Source organism: Prochlorococcus marinus str. SB (genome assembly GCF_000760115.1).
GTDB lineage: Bacteria > Cyanobacteriota > Cyanobacteriia > PCC-6307 > Cyanobiaceae > Prochlorococcus_A > Prochlorococcus_A marinus_D.
In genome coordinates, this window is record NZ_JNAS01000001.1 from 323,809 (window position 1) to 339,798 (window position 15,990).

Sequence of the window (15,990 nt, forward strand, 5' to 3'; positions counted from 1 at the left end):
ATTTTTTAACCACGGAAATTATTTATTGATAGAGCTTATATTTATTGCCTCTAATTTATCTTTTATTAAATCGGGACTACCAACTGCTAAAACAGTTTTATCGAGAACTATTACTTGATCGTAATTATTTAGAGACTCTCCCCAATCATGGCTACTAACAACTAAAGAAAGACCTACATCCGCCAGTTGACGAACAATTTTTAGAAAATCCTCTTTTGCAGGTGGATCCAAAGCCGCGCAAGGTTCATCAAGAAGAAAGATTTTTGCAGGGGACATAAGAGTCTTTGCCAATAGAGCTCTTTGCTGTTGACCTCCAGAAAGAGAATCAAGTCTTCTATTAGCTAAATTAGCGATACCGACCCTCTGCATTGTCGCCTCTAATTCGCAACATTTATTAATCCAAGCATTAGGATATGCGAGAAGAGTTTTGATTTGAAAAGGAGTATTACTTTTAGATTTTGAATACTTTATTTGCCCAAGAGATACCAATTTTTCTACTGTAATTGGAAACTTCCAATTCATGGAACTTCTTTGTGGCATAAGAGCGACTAGGGATCTAGATCTATGTAAATTCTCACCATCAATTTTTATTTCGCCTTTATCTGGAGCATTCTGTCCTTGCAATATCTTTAATAAAGTAGATTTCCCTGCGCCGTTTGGGCCAACTAACGCTGTTAGAGTTCCAGGTTTAATCTCAATCGATACTTTATTTAAAGCTGGCTTACTTTTTTTTGTGTATGAATAGGTTAAATTTTCAGCAACTAAAGTAGCCATTAATCAATTTTTTAAAAATCCATTTTATAAGCTTACCAATAATGCAAGCTTCGTATTATTTTCATAACATTTGATACTTTTGGTTGCCAGTAAAAATGAAAATGATTATCATTTTGAAATGTCTTTAATTTTTTATGTCTATTTTCCAAAAAGTTTTATTTAATAAAAAAGCTCCATCAAAGTCAATTATCAAAAACTCCTTAATCGCAGGATCCTTAATATTTTCTGGTTTTGGGTATGAAGTATTGGCTAAAGGCAAATCATATATTGCAGTAGAACCACTAGTTTGTGATTTAGTTAAATCAATTGCACTACCCTCTGACAAAGTTACATGCTTAGTAGATAGAAAACAGGATGTTCATGACTTAAAGATCAATCCAAGGCAAGCTCAATTATTAAATAGCGCAGACAAAGTTTTCACTTTAGGTAAAGAAATGACTCCCACTATGAAAAACTGGGAAGATAAGTCAAATACTGTTGTGGTTGGTGTTAGTGCCATCGAAGTTGAGAATCCTTCTAGCGAAGAAGGAGGAGCTTTTGAATGGGCTGGCCTATTCGAACTTACAGCAGGAAATTATAAATGGTCATTTGCGAAGGTTGATGGTGAATATGCAGACCCCGCCATGAAAATGGTCATTCTTGAATCAGATGACATTGAATTATCTGAAGAATTAGCAGAAGAGCTATTGGGATCTGATCAAAATATTGAAAAAAGCAATAATGGTATTCTTTCTGCAAGTGACAAAGCCTTCGTTTTAAATTTTGATCAAAAGAAAGATATCACGGAATTTAATGTAGAAATCAAAAAAGATGGTAAGTATGCTTTCTTTACAGAACATATGCCTTTTGAATTTGAAGCAGATGAACACTTCTTCAAAGATCTAGCTAAAAATGATATCGAACCAGTCGCTCAAGAACCTGATATGGGAGGCCATAGTGAACATGGCACAGAAGGCTTTGAATGGGCAGGAACTTTTGATCTTAAGGAAGGATCATACAAATGGTCATTTGCAAAAGTCGATGGGGAATATGCAGATCCTGCTATGAAAATGGTTATCCTCAAATCTGGCGATATTGAAGAATCTGAAGAACTTGCAAAGGAACTTTTAGATTCCGATGACTCTATCTACAAGGCTGATAATGATGTTTTATTAGCAAGTTCAAAAGCAATATCACTTAATTTTGATCAAGGTAAAGAAAGTACAGTATTTAATGTAGAAATTAAAAAAAGTGGTAAATATACATTCTTTACAGAACATATGCCTTTTGAATTTGAGGCAGATGAACACTTCTTTAAAGATGTATCCAACAATGATGTAGAGCCTATTGCGCAAGTTCCAGATGAGGGAGATGGGCATCACCACCATCATCATCATGGACATGGAAGTTTAGACCCTCATGTATGGCATGATCCAGCCAATATTATAAAAATGAGTAAAGTAATCTCAAAAAACTTAAAAAAGGATATCTCTATTTTTAACAGAAAAGATAGAAAATCCATAAATGAAAGAATTGATTCAACTGAATCTTTACTCAGTGGCCTAAATGAATGGATTCTTGACCAGGTAACAACAATACCTGAGCAAGACAGGGTGCTTGTCTCAAAACACAAAGCTATGGATTATTATGGTGCTGCATTCGGATTTGAGACAGTTAGTTTACTAGACTTCCTTGGCGATTCATCAAGCTTAAGACCTGAAAACATTAGTTCAACTTTGAATATGCTAAAGGAAGAAAATGTTAAGGCAATATTTCCAGAACAAATACCAGCGTCTAAGTTATTAAAAAACTTAAGTAGGCAAAGTTCTGTACCTTTAGCTTCTAATCAAATATTTGTTGATGGTTTAATGATGAAAGGAAATACTATAAGCGTTGCAGTTCACAACACTTGTACTATTGTTGATTCATTAGGTGGAAGTTGTGATAAAGAATCTGGCTCCAGTCTTGAGTCTGAATGGTACAAACTTTCAGATTAAATTTTTCTAATAAAAACGGTTTTCATTTCTTATTATTACTATTATTAGACTATTGTTTATTTAGTAAAAATCAGTAAATGAGCATCAAAGATAAAGTTCCCGTAACCATCCTCACTGGATTTTTAGGCTCAGGGAAGACTACTTTGCTTAATAGGATATTGAGTGAAGAGCACGGGAAAAGAATAGCCGTAATTGAAAATGAATACGGTGAAGTTGGTATAGATCAAGGACTCGTAATAAATGCAGATGAAGAAGTTTTTGAGATGTCAAACGGGTGCATTTGTTGCACTGTTCGCGGTGATTTAATAAGAGTCCTTGGCAACCTTATGAAGAGAAGAGATAAGTTTGACTATGTCTTAGTAGAAACGACAGGATTAGCAGATCCAGGGCCAGTTGCTCAGACTTTTTTCATGGATGAAGAGATTAGTTCTGAATTTACTCTCGATGGAATTGTGACTTTAGTTGATGCTGCTCATATTGATCAGCAACTAGGAAGGAGTGATGAAAGTTCAGAACAAGTAGCATTTGCTGATGTTCTTGTCCTCAATAAAACTGATTTAGTCTCTGATGATGCACTAGATACTCTTGAATCAAGATTGAGAGATATGAATCGAATGACTCGAATTATTCGAGCCGAGAATGCCAAAGTGCCAATTGAAACAGTCTTAAATCTAAGTGCATTTGATCTTGATCAGATCCTTAAACGCAGGCCAACATTCCTTGAACCAGAATATCCTTTTGAATGGACAGGTGTTTACAATCTTGATGCAGGTAAATATGAATTAATGCTGGAAGAAGGACCAGATCCAGAAATGTCCCTAGTAGCTCTTTTTAACCAAGGTGAGAGTGAGGAGGAACTTAAAGATGGTGCTGAATCCTCCGTAAGACTTTATGCAGAAAAAGCTAATACTTTAGAGCCTGGGAATACTATTCCATATGGAGATCATATAAATCTCAAATTGGATGGTAAAGGAAATAAATCCTTCATCTTGAATATAGAAAAACCAACAAAAATAGGTTTATTTACACAACATACTGCTGAAGAATTCAATATGAAAGTCATTAAAAGTGACGAAAATAAAGAGGTTCCATTTAATACTGAAAGGTTCTGGCAAGCAGAGCATGAACATGATGATGAAGTTGGCTCAATTGCTATTGAGCGTTTTGGAGATGTTGACCCAGAAAAACTAAATACCTGGATGGGAAGGCTTCTCTCAGAAAAAGGAGTGGATATATTCAGAACTAAAGGTTTCATAAGTTACTCGGGGAACCCAAGGAGAATAGTTTTCCAAGGAGTACACATGTTATTTACTGCTCAACCTGACAAAGAATGGGGTAATGAACCTCGTAGAAATCAACTTGTTTTTATCGGTAGAAATCTAAATGAAAAAGAGATGCAAGAAGGCTTTGATAAATGCCTGATATAGAACCATTTAGCCCAAGAGGCATGTTCCATGAAGGATGGACAGCTGAAGTTAACGATTATGCCATAGCATGTGGTTGGGCTCTTAAAGGTAAACAATTTATTGTTGGTGACGTGGCAGGAGGTATTTTTGCATTCGAAGGAGATACTGGAAAAATTATTTGGGAAAAAGAAAATACACACTCTGGTGGTCTACTAGCAATGGCCATTCATCCAGAGGGTGAAATTTTTGCAACATCAGGTCAGGATGGAAATGTTCAAATTTGCAATTGCCATGAAGGTAAAGTTATTAAAACACTTTATCTCGGCAAAGGTTGGGTAGAACACCTCAAGTGGTCTAATGACGGTTTATTTCTAGCGATAGCTTCCTCAAAAAAAGTATATGTTTTTAATGAAATTGGTGAAGAGAAATGGATCTCAGAAGACCATCCAAGCACAGTAAGTGCAATAACATGGTCAAATAAAAATGAGCTGGCAACTGCTTGCTATGGAAGAGTGACATTCTTTGACATAGTTAATAATAAAACGAATCAAAAACTTGAATGGCAAGGATCATTGGTATCTATGGAATTAAGTCCTGATGGAGATATAGTTGCCTGCGGTAGTCAAGACAATTCAGTTCATTTTTGGAGAAGATCAACAGGAATGGATGCTGAAATGACGGGGTATCCTGGGAAACCAAGTCACCTTTCTTTTGATGACAGTGGAAAATTACTAGCAACTAGTGGCAGCGAAAGAATTACTGTATGGAGTTTTTTAGGGAATGGTCCAGAGGGGACTATGCCAGGAGAGCTATGTCACCATACAGAACCCATTTCGAGTCTTGCCTTCTCAAATAAAGGTATGCTTGTAGCCTCAGGATCTAGAGATGGTTCTGTTGTCGCAAGTTTTCTAAAAAAAGACGGCAATGGAGACCCTGTTGGGGCTGCATTCGCGGGAGATTTAGTAGGGGCAATATCCTGGAGACCTGACGATTGTGCACTTGCAGCAGTTAATGCAAAAGGTGTTGTAAATGTATGGAAATTTAAAGTTCGTTCAAACCTTTTTTCTAAAGGGTTTAAGTAAAATTAGAAATTTATAAAATTACCAATAGTTAGCTTTTAAATGTCTTTCCATACAAATGACTTCACAGTCATTATCAATACCTTTTGGGTGAATATCACAATATGAGAGGCATTGAAAATATTCGTCTATAGGATTAGATTGATCAGTTTTCCTAACTTCTTTCGAATGATTCATAAAAGAGTTTCTCAATTATTTAGAATCAAGATAGTCGAATTAAATATCAAAAGAAATAAGCAAAACTTACTAAAAATATCCCAAAAAAATTAACACAATTGATTACCACTCTCGGACATTTTTAATAAAAAAGCAATGCGTATAAAAACGGATTGTCTTTAGAGAAATATTTTCCTAATTTTATATTGTTGAGTTCTAGGAGGTCTTTCAAAATGATCGATAGCCTGCCTGAAATTTCGGAATAAACCGAACTAATTTAATTAACTGCTCCAATTATTTTTTATCAATGTCTAAGCTTCCTTCTTCTGCATCGTTTAGGTGCCCTTTAAGAAACAAGCTTAATTCTAGAGTTTTTGCCCCAGTTAAAGACAATTAGTTAATTTTGGTGAGCATTAGCTTAAAAGAAGTTAACAACAAGGATCCATGATTTAGGTACGTTATTAACTTCAGTAAAAATATAAGGAAGAGATAAAAGAGGGCTTAAATTAGCCCTCTTTTTTTAATAGGATGACTTTCTTCTAGTTTTATAGATAATTATTAAAATAATTAAATTTAAAAATGGTTCGATATTATTGCCCATATTGCAATCCTAAATATCAATTTCAAAAACAATCCTCAAAAGGTAATTTGATTTGTGGCTTGTGCGGAGAGGATCTTGTAAAAAAACCATTTATTAGATTAAACCAGATAATCGCTTTAGTTGCTGCTTCATCATTACTTTTACCGTTGATATATACTTTTATTTTTTTAATTAAAAATCAATTAAATCCTCCTAATAAAAATTATCAAGCAAATAGTCGTTTGATGATAGTTATCAAAGAAAAGTTTTTTAAATAAAATTGAAAAATTTATGTATATCAGCTTTTATCAAAATGAAAATGATAATCATTTTTATCAAAAAGAACACTTACTTATATGAAAATGATAATCATTTTTATAATTAAATAATTTTTAAGCTAATTAATATGATTGATTTCTTAAGCTATTTTTTTATAGTTTGCGAAATATCTTTATTCAAAAATATTTATACTTATTGTTTTTAAATAGTATTTATTTATACATATCAAAAACAATTCTAGATAAATAATTTAAGCAATCAAAAAAAATTATTAAATGATTATTCCAGCTAGTAATTTCACTCAAAAATATAACTTCGAATGTAAGACTTCAGATCAAATTTCAGAGAATAATCCCTCAAGTAATAAAACATTTCTTAAAAATAACTTTTTAAATCCATCAAACGATCATGGTTACTTCTGTGCATGCATAGAATGTAAGCCAATAGGAAATGATCATGAAAATTTTATGGCTGACATGCCAGATGACCCTGCTGAAATAATTTCAGATTTTTCTAGGATGGGGCTCATCAAAAATGAAGCTTATGAAATTGCTGATGCTATTTCAACTGCAGAAATGAGAGATCTTTTATTTTATAAAAATGCTTCTAATGGTGACCCTTATAAAGAGCAATTGCTTAGAGAATTAGCTAAAGAAGCTGGTGGATTAGATCAAGCCTTTCAAGCAGCATTTGGACCTCAAGCAGGTAAGTTCTTCGCTAAAACAAAAGCCTCTTCGCCAATGGGTAGAAGACAATTTTTATCTAGCTTGGCTGCAGGTGCAGCACTAATTACAGTTGCTTGTTCCAACCAAAATAAACCTGCTAAACAACCAATTGATGATACCCCTATCAATGTAAATAATTTAGAGAAACAAACCTTAAGAGTTGGTTTCATACCTATAACTTGTGCTTCTCCCATCATTATGGCCGAACCAATGGGTTTCTATAACAAGTTTGGTATGGATGTAAAAGTTGTCAAAATGCCAAGTTGGGGAGCAGTAAGGGATTCAGCAATTGCTGGTGAATTAGATGCTTACCATATGCTAGCTCCAATGCCAATTTCCATGACACTTGGATTGGGAACTGCACCATTTAGTGTAAAACTAGCAAGCATTGAAAATATAAATGGACAAGCTATTACTGTTGCTAACCGTCATAAAGGAAAAGTTAATGGTCCTGCTGACATGAAAGGATTCGTTTTTGGGGTTCCATTCCCATATTCAATGCATAATCTTTTATTAAGATATTATCTAGCCAAAGGTGGAGTTGATCCAGATAAAGACGTTCAGATTCGTCCTGTTCCACCACCAGATAGTATTGCACAGTTAGTTGCTGGAGATATTGACGCATACTTAATGCCTGATCCGTTTAATCAAAGGGCGGTTTACGAAGATGCAGGTTTTATACATCTTCTTACTAAAGAATTATGGCCAGGGCATCCATGTTGTGCTTTTGCAGCAGGGGAACCATGGATAAAAGAACATCCTGAAACTTTCAGAGCTCTAAATAAATCTATTATTGATGCTGCCGCTTATGTCTCAACTCCTTCTAATAGAAAAGAAGTTGCAAAAGCTATTTCTGGAAGAGGATTTTTAAACCAACCTACAGAAGTAGTTGAAGCTGTTCTTACAGGCAAATTTGATGATGGATTAGGTAAAAAACAAAATGTCCCCGACAGAATTGACTTTAAGCCTTATCCTTGGCAAAGTTTCTCTCATTGGATCCAATCTCAATTAATTCGTTGGGATTTAGGAGGCGCAGTTGCTGCAATTCAAGCAGGCGATTTTAATCCTAATAGTGCTTCAATATTTTTGACTGACGAAGCTCAAGCTTTAGAAAGAGAAATGGGGGGCAATCCACCAACTGCGAGATTTAGAAAAGAAATCTTAGCTTATGATGAATTTGATCCAAGTAACCCAATGCAATACATTAAAGATCAAATTAAAAGGGACGGTTTTTAATTTATAAAAATTGTTTTTATTAGTATTTATTAATACAACAATTCTGAATTTCTAATTAAATAATCTAGGAGATGAACAAAGCTATTTCTACTCGGCTTACTTTTGCAGTAGCAATTTTGAGCCTCTTAATTTTTATCATTCTTTGGCAAGTAATTGCTCAACAAGGATTATTAGTCAAGAATTTCCCAGGTTCATTTAAAACAATAGGATCATTAATTTGGTGGGTATCAGATCCATTTTTTGATAATGGTCCAAATGATTTAGGAATTGGAACTAACTTACTTATAAGCTTAAGAAGAGTATTAATTGGATATAGCTTAGCTGTTTTAGTCGCTGTTCCTTTGGGGGTTTTTATGGGGATGTCGAAATTAGCTCAGTCCTCTTTAAATCCATATGTGCAACTTTTAAAACCCGTTTCCCCTTTAGCATGGCTTCCTGTAGGACTTTTTGTTTTTAGAAACTCAGAGATAACAGGCATTTTCGTTATTTTCATAACAAGTATTTGGCCAACATTAATTAATACTGCTTTTGGTGTAGCTAGTATTAATCCTGATTATTTGAGAGTTTCTAAATCTTTAGGAGCAAGTAAATCAACAACTATCAGGAGGGTTATTTTGCCAGCAATCATGCCAAACATTCTTGCAGGGATGAGAATATCAATGGGAACAGCTTGGCTTGTGATTGTTGCTGCAGAAATGCTATTGGGTACAGGAATTGGTTATTTTATTTGGAATGAATGGAATAATTTATCTCTTGAAAATATATTTGTTGCAATAATAATAATTGGATTTACAGGATTTATTTTGGATCAATTTTTTGGATTTCTTCAAGATAAATTCGACTACAGTATCTAAACTTATTGATTAAATGAATAAAAAATCATCAAAAAAATCATCCTCTATTGAAAATTATTCTCACCTTGAATTATTCAATTTAGGTAAGATTTTTTTTAAAGAAAAGAAGTTTATTGATTTTCGTTCCAAAGGAAATAGAAGTGGATTTGAAGCTATCAAAGATATTAACCTAAAGATAGAGAAGAACACATTTGTATCAATAATAGGTCCTTCTGGTTGTGGCAAATCAACATTACTAAATTTAATAGCAGGCTTACAAGCTCCAACATCTGGGAAAATTGTTATTGACGGACAAGCCATAAAAGGTCCAGGTCCCGATAGAGGTGTAATTTTTCAAAATTACGCTTTGATGCCGTGGTTAACAACTATTCAAAATATTGAGTTTGCCTTAAATACTGTTTTCCCAGCGAAAACAAAAGCTGATGTTAAAGAAAGAGCTAGAAAATATTTAAGAATGGTTGGTTTAGAAAAAGCTTCAAATAAATTCCCAAAAGAATTATCTGGAGGAATGAAACAAAGAGTTGCAATTGCCAGAGCCTTATCTATTAATCCAAATATTTTGTTGATGGATGAACCCTTTGGGGCTCTGGATGCATTAACCAGATCCTATTTACAAGATGAATTATTATCCATTTGGAGAAAAAATAAAGTAACTGTTGTTTTAATTACTCATAGTATTGAAGAAGCATTGCTTTTATCTGACAAGATAGTTTTGATGTCAAGCGGTCCTTCAGCCATAATTTCTGAGGAAATTTCAGTTGATTTAGAAAGACCAAGAGATCGAGAAAAAATAGAACAAGACCCTAATTATTTAAAAATAAAAATGCGTTTGGAAAAACATCTATTAAGAGAAACAAGAGCTGTAGAAGAGGTTACCTAGACTTCTTCTGCACTAAAAAAACACAACAATTAATTATGACTTTACCCTCATTTACACAAATACTATTAAAAGCAAAAAAAGAAAAAAAATTATCCTTTGAAGATTTAGGTAAATTGATTAATAGAGATGAAGTATGGGTTGCAAGCTTATTTTATGGGCAAGCTACAGCTTCTGAAGGAGAAGCTAATATTTTAATTAATACTCTTGATTTGCAATCAGAACTAGAAGATCAATTAACAACACCGCCAGTAAAAGGCTGCCTAGATCCTGTTATTCCTACAGATCCTCTTATTTACAGATTCTATGAAATAATGCAAGTATACGGGCTGCCAATGAAGGATGTAATACAAGAGAAATTTGGTGATGGAATTATGAGTGCAATTGACTTTTCAATCGAAGTCGATAAGGTTGAAGACCCAAAAGGGGATAGGGTTTTAGTAAAAATGTGTGGTAAATTCTTGCCCTATAAAAAGTGGTAGAAAACTTTTTCTTTTTTTAACCATAAAAAACAGAAATTATTAGTCATCATTTTCATTAAGTTTGAGAGTCTTATTTATTTCATTCTCGAATTCTTTAGAAGCAGTTTGTAATCCTTTTAAGGTCTTACCTATAGTTTTCCCGAGTTGAGGCAAACGTTTTGGGCCAAAAATTAGCAATGCAAGAATAACAATTACTGCAATTTCTGGTATTCCGATTCCAAAAATGTTCATTAAAAATTTAGTATTGAATTATTTTAAAAAATTTTTCTTCTTCTAAAGGTAATTAAAGTCACACATTTATTTTTATTAATCAACCAATTAATAATGGAAAGAAGCTGGGATCCCTATTATAAATATTTCAAAGAATTTGAATTTAATCTTTTTGAGATTTTTATATTTTTAGAATTTCAACAAGAAATTATTGATTTAGGATATATCGGACAAAGTCAAATTAACCAAAATGTTCTTAATCCTGGACAGTTTTGTGTTGTTGATGGATTAATAAAGGTAGTTCATGATTTACCAAAATTTTTACATGATGAAAAATTTAAAAATAATTTGGATATAGAAAAATGGAAAAAAGATTCTTATAAATTACTTTCGTTAGATATAAAGTGGATAAAAAAATCATCAATAAAAATAATTTAATACTTAATGAATATTCATTTTAAATTATAGTTTTAGAATATAATTTTTAATTTCTAAATATTACTTTAGAACTAGTATTTACCTTACAATAATGATAATCATTTTCAAGATATAGTTATTAATTTTTTTTTGAAATTTTAAAATCAATACTATGATTGATTTTATAAGCTATATTGTTAATAATTAATCATCAAATTTATTATCATGATTACTAATAAACCAAATATATTACTAACAAACATTTCTATTTCTAATGAGAAAAATAACTGTCCCAGTTGCGGTTGCACTTGTCCTTGTGAATGTACAGATTGTGAAGAATGTTCACCTTGCAAAGATAATTAATCCTCTAAATCAAATAAATAATAAGTTTAAATTTCAGTAAATTTTTCAAAATTTGAACTATCAACTGATATTAAAGATTTTCTATTTCAATTGATATTCATTAATTTTAAAGACCAAGTTCTGTAAGGCCAGGAAAATCATCCGGTCGAGGACCCTCTCCCCATGTAAAAAGACGATCTTTTTTATCTATTGGAATATCATTTATACTTGCTTCTCTTCTCCGCATTAAACCAGTTTCAGAAAATTCCCAATTTTCGTTACCATGTGCTCGAAAATAATTATATTCTTCGTCATGCCATTCATATTGAAATCTAACAGCAATTCGATTTGAATCATATGCCCATAATTCTTTAATTAGTTTATAGCCAATTTCTCTATTCCATTTTCTTTTTAAAAATTCCACAATTTCTTCTCTCCCTCTTATAAATTCGCTTCTGTTTCTCCAAAAACTATCTTCTGTATAGGCAAGTGATACAGTAACGGGATCTTTAGTATTCCACGCATTTTCAGCTAATCTCACTTTTTTTATAGCTGTCTCTTCATTAAAAGGAGGTAAAGGAGGTTTTGTTGACATTTTTCTAATTAAATTAATTTGGTTTTTTAAAAGTTAAAAAACTTACTCAATGATAATCATTTAAGATCCAATTTAAAAAAATTTGGAAATTTTTTAGGTTATCATCCTCTGCAAAGAGATTTATTTAAACAAGAATTTTTACTCTCAATATTAATTTGGTCATCAATATTTTTTAATTTGTTTTTATTACTTATTACTTTAACTTTTTGCCCACAATGTTCTTTGCAACCACCATTAAATAAATTATGTGCATGTAAACTGGAACTATTCGTAAGTAATAAAAGAAAAATTATTTTATAAATTTGATTAAAATAAGAATTCATTTTTTATTATTATTTTCCCAGACTTAGTAAATAAATAATATCAGTTAATTCCAAGGAGTGTTTATAAGTCCCCAGATATCGAAGAAAAAAAATAAAACTGCAATAACAACAAGATCCCATGCTCTTTCCCTAAAAGCCCAAGGCGCAATAAAAACTTCCCCAAGTCCGTGAAGTGCCGCCCCTACTGGTAGATGATCAAGAACTAGCAAACTATGAGAGAGGATAAAAAGAAAGCTTGCAAAATATCTAAAAAAAACAAATTGCCAATTACTAGAACTCATGCCTTTTAGATTTTTAAAAAATATACTTCAATGATCAAAATAATGATATAGATCTAATCAAGAGATATTATTTTTGGTAGCCATAAATACGAATAAAGATATAAAGCTAAAGTAAAAGTTACTAAATGATGAAATATATGTTTTCAAATTATCTGCCTAAAAATAGTTTTGATGAATACTTTAAGGATAATGTTAACTCTGCAAGAGAAATATTGATTCCACTTCTTTCTTCATTAGATAATATGGGTCTTGAAGAATTAAACAGGAATCATTCTGCAGCAAAAAAATTATTACTAAGACACGGTGCAACTTTTAGATTAAACGATACTGGTTTAAAAGGTACTGAGAGAATATTACCTTTTGATCCACTTCCTAGAATAATTAGTAAAGATGATTGGGTAACGTTAGAAAAAGGCCTAAAACAAAGGCTTGAGGCAATTGATTTATTCCTAGATGATATTTATAATTCTCAAAAAATAATTAATGATGGAATCATTCCAAGGGAATTAATAGAGAGTTCAGAAGGTTGGAGACCTCAGATGATAGGTTTCAAACCTCCACTAAATAAATGGTGTCAAATATCAGGACTTGATTTAATAAGAGACAGGGCTGGAGATTGGCATGTTTTAGAAGATAATTTAAGGTGCCCTTCTGGGGTTGCTTATTTTTTAGAAAATAGATTAGTTATGAAGAATATTTTTCCTAATCTTTTCTCTGGCAGAATAGTAAAACCAATCGATGAATATCCATCATATCTTTTAAAAACTCTTCAAGAACTTGCAGTTTGGACAGATACTCCCAAGATAGTTCTACTTACTCCTGGAATTTTTAATAGTGCTTATTTTGAACATAGTTATTTAGCTCAAGAAATGGGTATTCAATTAGTCCAGGGTCATGACTTAGTTTGTAATGATGATTATGTATATTTAAAAACTACCTCAGGATTAAAAAGAGTAGATGTCATTTACAGACGAATTGATGATGATTTCTTAGATCCTCTTAATTTCAGAAAAGATTCTTGCCTTGGTGTTAGCGGATTACTTGATGTTTTTAAGGCAGGTCATGTTGCTTTAGCAAATGCTCCTGGGACTGGAATAGCAGATGACAAAATGATTTATTCTTTTGTTCCAAAAATGATTAAATATTATCTTGATGAAGAAATTATTATTAAAAATGTAGAAACGTATATTTGTCATTATCAAAAGGATCGAGAATATGTTCTAGAAAATTTATCAAAACTTGTTGTTAAGTCTGTCGCAGAAGCTGGGGGGTATGGAATGTTAATTGGCCCTCACTCAACAACGAGTGAAATAGAAGAATTCGCTCATAAAATTAAAAAAAATCCTAGAAATTTCATAGCACAACCAACATTAGAATTATCTACTGTGCCATCGTTATGTGAAGGAGAACTATATCCATGTCATGTTGATTTAAGACCATATATCTTAAGAGGAAAAGATTCATGGGTTAGCCCAGGCGGGCTTACGCGGGTAGCCTTAAAAAAAGGATCATTAGTCGTTAATTCTTCTCAAGGCGGAGGATGCAAAGATACATGGGTTGTAGGTGAATAATATGCTTTTAAGTCGTGTAGCAGAATCTCTTTATTGGATCAATCGTTATTTAGAACGTGCAGAAAACATATCTCGTTTCGTGGAAGTAAGTGAAGCAATGTCATTAGATTGTCCACCAGGAAGTGCAGAGCCTTGGCTCCCCTTAATTGATGCTTCGAGTGACAGAGAATCTTTTGATAAGAGATTCCCAGAGAAAAAACCAGATGACGTTATTAATTTTTTAATAAGAGATCGATTAAACCCAAATAGTATAATTTCTTGCATTCAAATGGCAAGAGAAAATGCAAGACAAATCAGAGATGTCATGACCACAGAAATGTGGGAACAGATAAATATTTTATATTGGAATATGCAAGAAGGAGAGGCAATATGGAATAAACCAAGACAAGAACAATTAAGTGAAATAAGGAGGGAATGTCAGCTTTTTTATGGAATTACAGATGCGACTCTAAGCAAAGATCTTGCATGGAGATTTAGCATTCTTGGAAGATTAATCGAAAGAGCTGACAAAACATCAAGAATTTTAGATGTTAAATATTATTTACTCCTACCCAGCTTAGATGAGCTTGGAGGAGTTCTTGATGAGCTGCAATGGATAGCACTATTACGTTCAGCTGGAGCTTATCAAATGTTTAGGAAAGCAGTACAAAATTCTATAAAGCCTAATTCAGTTGCGAGATTTCTTTTACTTGATCCAATTTTCCCTAGATCAGTAAGATACTGTCTTGATGGGATAAGCAATACACTTAAAACGATAGATACCTCACCATCTACTGAAAATCCTTCAGAATTAGAATGTATGAGAGGTTTGCTTAAAGCAAAGTGGAGTTATATCAGAATTGAAGATATAATCAATGATGGTTTACATGAGGCAATCGATTCATTGCAAATGGATTTAAATAAATTAAATGATCTCATTCAAGAAAAATATTTTATTAATTAATAAGTTTATTAATGAGAATTAAATACATTCACAAACTTGAATATAAATACGAAGACCCTGTTCAATTAGGCGAGCATAGATTATGTATAAAGCCAAGGTCAAATGGATTCCAAAAGCTAAAGAATTTTGAACTAAAAATAACTCCAGAACCAGAAATTATTTATCCATTACTTGCTGCCAGCGGAGAAGAGATTAATAGAATCAGATTCAATGGATTAACAGATAATTTAACTATTGAATCAATCAGCGAAGTTGAAACTATTAAACATCCAAACATTATTGATGGAGTTAAAAATAGAGATTTAACATTACCTTTTTGTAGAAGCATTATTAACAGAGATTTACAGGGAGCATTAGAAGGATGGATGCCAAATGGACAACACGATCCTTCTGCAGTAGAACTTGCCCAAGAAGCCTTAGCAGGAAGCATTAATAACGCATTATCATTTACATACCAACTGATAGAAATTATTCAAGATCGGGTTAAATATACCAAAAGACATACTGGTCCAGCATGGCCGGCTAGCAGAACGCTTAGAGAACGTATAGGTTCATGCAGAGATTTAGCAATGCTAATGGTTGAAGCTTGCAGGTCTATAGGTATCCCAAGTAGGTTTGTAAGTGGTTATCATTTTGAAGACCCCTTACCCCCTGAATTGGATTTACACGCTTGGGCTGAATTATATATTCCAGGTGCTGGTTGGAGAGGTTTTGATCCAAGCGGAAAAGGATTAATAGATGATAGATATTTAACATTGGTATCCTCTTCAAAATCTAATTTAACCTCTGTAATTACAGGAAACTTTATAGGAAAAAATAATTTAGAAAATACTTTATCCTGGGAAATTAAACCTCTTGAAATTAAATAAACACTAAATTTTTAA

The 15,990-nt window shown here is 32.6% G+C and carries 19 protein-coding genes; 13 read left to right on the plus strand and 6 right to left on the minus strand.

Annotation, left to right across the window (positions count from 1 at the left end):
- Window positions 1-18: 18 nt before the first annotated feature.
- Window positions 19-774 carry an ABC transporter ATP-binding protein gene (locus tag EV02_RS06670; RefSeq protein ID WP_032519039.1) on the minus strand — a complete coding sequence of 252 codons (756 nt, stop codon included), beginning with the start codon at window positions 772-774 and terminating at the stop codon, window positions 19-21.
- Window positions 775-908: 134 nt separating this feature from the next.
- On the opposite strand from EV02_RS06670, the gene EV02_RS06665 reads away from it, so the two are divergent.
- The 3 genes from EV02_RS06665 (at window position 909) to EV02_RS06655 (ending at window position 5,238) form a co-directional block, all read left to right on the plus strand.
- Entirely contained in the window at window positions 909-2,750 is a 1,842-nt protein-coding gene (locus tag EV02_RS06665; RefSeq protein ID WP_032519041.1) for a metal ABC transporter solute-binding protein, Zn/Mn family, read from the plus strand.
- 77 nt (window positions 2,751-2,827) lie between these two features.
- Complete coding sequence (locus EV02_RS06660) at window positions 2,828-4,177, plus strand: CobW family GTP-binding protein (protein WP_032519042.1); 1,350 nt, start codon at window positions 2,828-2,830, stop codon at window positions 4,175-4,177.
- Entirely contained in the window at window positions 4,165-5,238 is a 1,074-nt protein-coding gene (locus EV02_RS06655) for a WD40 repeat domain-containing protein (RefSeq protein WP_032519044.1), read from the plus strand. Before EV02_RS06660 ends, EV02_RS06655 begins: the two co-directional genes overlap by 13 nt.
- A gap of 18 nt (window positions 5,239-5,256) precedes the next feature.
- On the opposite strand, the gene EV02_RS09455 is transcribed toward EV02_RS06655, so the two are convergent.
- The gene (locus EV02_RS09455; protein ID WP_193742609.1) at window positions 5,257-5,412 is read right to left on the minus strand and encodes a hypothetical protein; all 156 of its coding nucleotides are present in this window, start codon (window positions 5,410-5,412) and stop codon (window positions 5,257-5,259) included.
- 558 nt (window positions 5,413-5,970) lie between these two features.
- Between EV02_RS09455 and EV02_RS0108625 the strand changes: the two genes are divergently transcribed.
- The 5 genes from EV02_RS0108625 to cynS all read left to right on the plus strand — a co-directional run bounded on the left by EV02_RS0108625 (window position 5,971) and on the right by cynS (window position 10,424).
- Window positions 5,971-6,249: a DNA gyrase gene (locus tag EV02_RS0108625; RefSeq protein WP_032519046.1), complete on the plus strand. Its 279-nt coding sequence runs from the start codon at window positions 5,971-5,973 to the stop codon at window positions 6,247-6,249.
- 276 nt (window positions 6,250-6,525) lie between these two features.
- Window positions 6,526-8,211 carry an ABC transporter substrate-binding protein gene (locus EV02_RS06650; RefSeq protein WP_052043481.1) on the plus strand — a complete coding sequence of 562 codons (1,686 nt, stop codon included), beginning with the start codon at window positions 6,526-6,528 and terminating at the stop codon, window positions 8,209-8,211.
- A gap of 71 nt (window positions 8,212-8,282) precedes the next feature.
- Window positions 8,283-9,065: a nitrate ABC transporter permease gene (gene ntrB / locus EV02_RS06645; protein WP_032519048.1), complete on the plus strand. Its 783-nt coding sequence runs from the start codon at window positions 8,283-8,285 to the stop codon at window positions 9,063-9,065.
- Between the two features lie 13 nt (window positions 9,066-9,078).
- Window positions 9,079-9,945 carry an ABC transporter ATP-binding protein gene (locus tag EV02_RS06640; protein ID WP_032519051.1) on the plus strand — a complete coding sequence of 289 codons (867 nt, stop codon included), beginning with the start codon at window positions 9,079-9,081 and terminating at the stop codon, window positions 9,943-9,945.
- Between the two features lie 35 nt (window positions 9,946-9,980).
- A complete protein-coding gene (cynS, locus tag EV02_RS06635; protein ID WP_025924573.1) occupies window positions 9,981-10,424 on the plus strand; it encodes a cyanase in 444 nt (147 codons plus the stop codon).
- Window positions 10,425-10,463: 39 nt separating this feature from the next.
- On the opposite strand, the gene EV02_RS06630 is transcribed toward cynS, so the two are convergent.
- A complete protein-coding gene (locus EV02_RS06630) occupies window positions 10,464-10,655 on the minus strand; it encodes a TatA/E family twin arginine-targeting protein translocase (protein ID WP_025924574.1) in 192 nt (63 codons plus the stop codon).
- Window positions 10,656-10,748: 93 nt separating this feature from the next.
- On the opposite strand from EV02_RS06630, the gene EV02_RS06625 reads away from it, so the two are divergent.
- Window positions 10,749-11,072: a hypothetical protein gene (locus EV02_RS06625; RefSeq protein ID WP_032519055.1), complete on the plus strand. Its 324-nt coding sequence runs from the start codon at window positions 10,749-10,751 to the stop codon at window positions 11,070-11,072.
- A 204-nt stretch (window positions 11,073-11,276) separates the two neighbouring features.
- A complete protein-coding gene (locus EV02_RS09460; protein WP_193742610.1) occupies window positions 11,277-11,414 on the plus strand; it encodes a hypothetical protein in 138 nt (45 codons plus the stop codon).
- A 106-nt stretch (window positions 11,415-11,520) separates the two neighbouring features.
- Here EV02_RS09460 and EV02_RS06620 read toward each other — a convergent pair whose 3' ends face one another.
- The 3 genes from EV02_RS06620 to EV02_RS06610 all read right to left on the minus strand — a co-directional run bounded on the left by EV02_RS06620 (window position 11,521) and on the right by EV02_RS06610 (window position 12,592).
- Window positions 11,521-11,988, minus strand: a complete 468-nt coding sequence (locus EV02_RS06620; protein ID WP_032519057.1) for a DUF1348 family protein — start codon at window positions 11,986-11,988, stop codon at window positions 11,521-11,523.
- A 101-nt stretch (window positions 11,989-12,089) separates the two neighbouring features.
- Complete coding sequence (locus tag EV02_RS06615; RefSeq protein WP_032519059.1) at window positions 12,090-12,311, minus strand: hypothetical protein; 222 nt, start codon at window positions 12,309-12,311, stop codon at window positions 12,090-12,092.
- Window positions 12,312-12,355: 44 nt separating this feature from the next.
- Window positions 12,356-12,592, minus strand: a complete 237-nt coding sequence (locus tag EV02_RS06610; RefSeq protein ID WP_011818573.1) for a hypothetical protein — start codon at window positions 12,590-12,592, stop codon at window positions 12,356-12,358.
- A gap of 128 nt (window positions 12,593-12,720) precedes the next feature.
- On the opposite strand from EV02_RS06610, the gene EV02_RS06605 reads away from it, so the two are divergent.
- The 3 genes from EV02_RS06605 to EV02_RS06595 are packed head-to-tail and all read left to right on the plus strand — an operon-like array spanning window position 12,721 to window position 15,975.
- Window positions 12,721-14,163, plus strand: a complete 1,443-nt coding sequence (locus tag EV02_RS06605; RefSeq protein ID WP_032519060.1) for a circularly permuted type 2 ATP-grasp protein — start codon at window positions 12,721-12,723, stop codon at window positions 14,161-14,163.
- A gap of 1 nt (window position 14,164) precedes the next feature.
- On the plus strand, window positions 14,165-15,106 hold the full coding sequence (locus EV02_RS06600) for an alpha-E domain-containing protein (protein WP_025890918.1): 942 nt from the start codon (window positions 14,165-14,167) through the stop codon (window positions 15,104-15,106).
- Between the two features lie 11 nt (window positions 15,107-15,117).
- Window positions 15,118-15,975 carry a transglutaminase family protein gene (locus EV02_RS06595; protein WP_032519062.1) on the plus strand — a complete coding sequence of 286 codons (858 nt, stop codon included), beginning with the start codon at window positions 15,118-15,120 and terminating at the stop codon, window positions 15,973-15,975.
- Window positions 15,976-15,990: the final 15 nt, after the last annotated feature.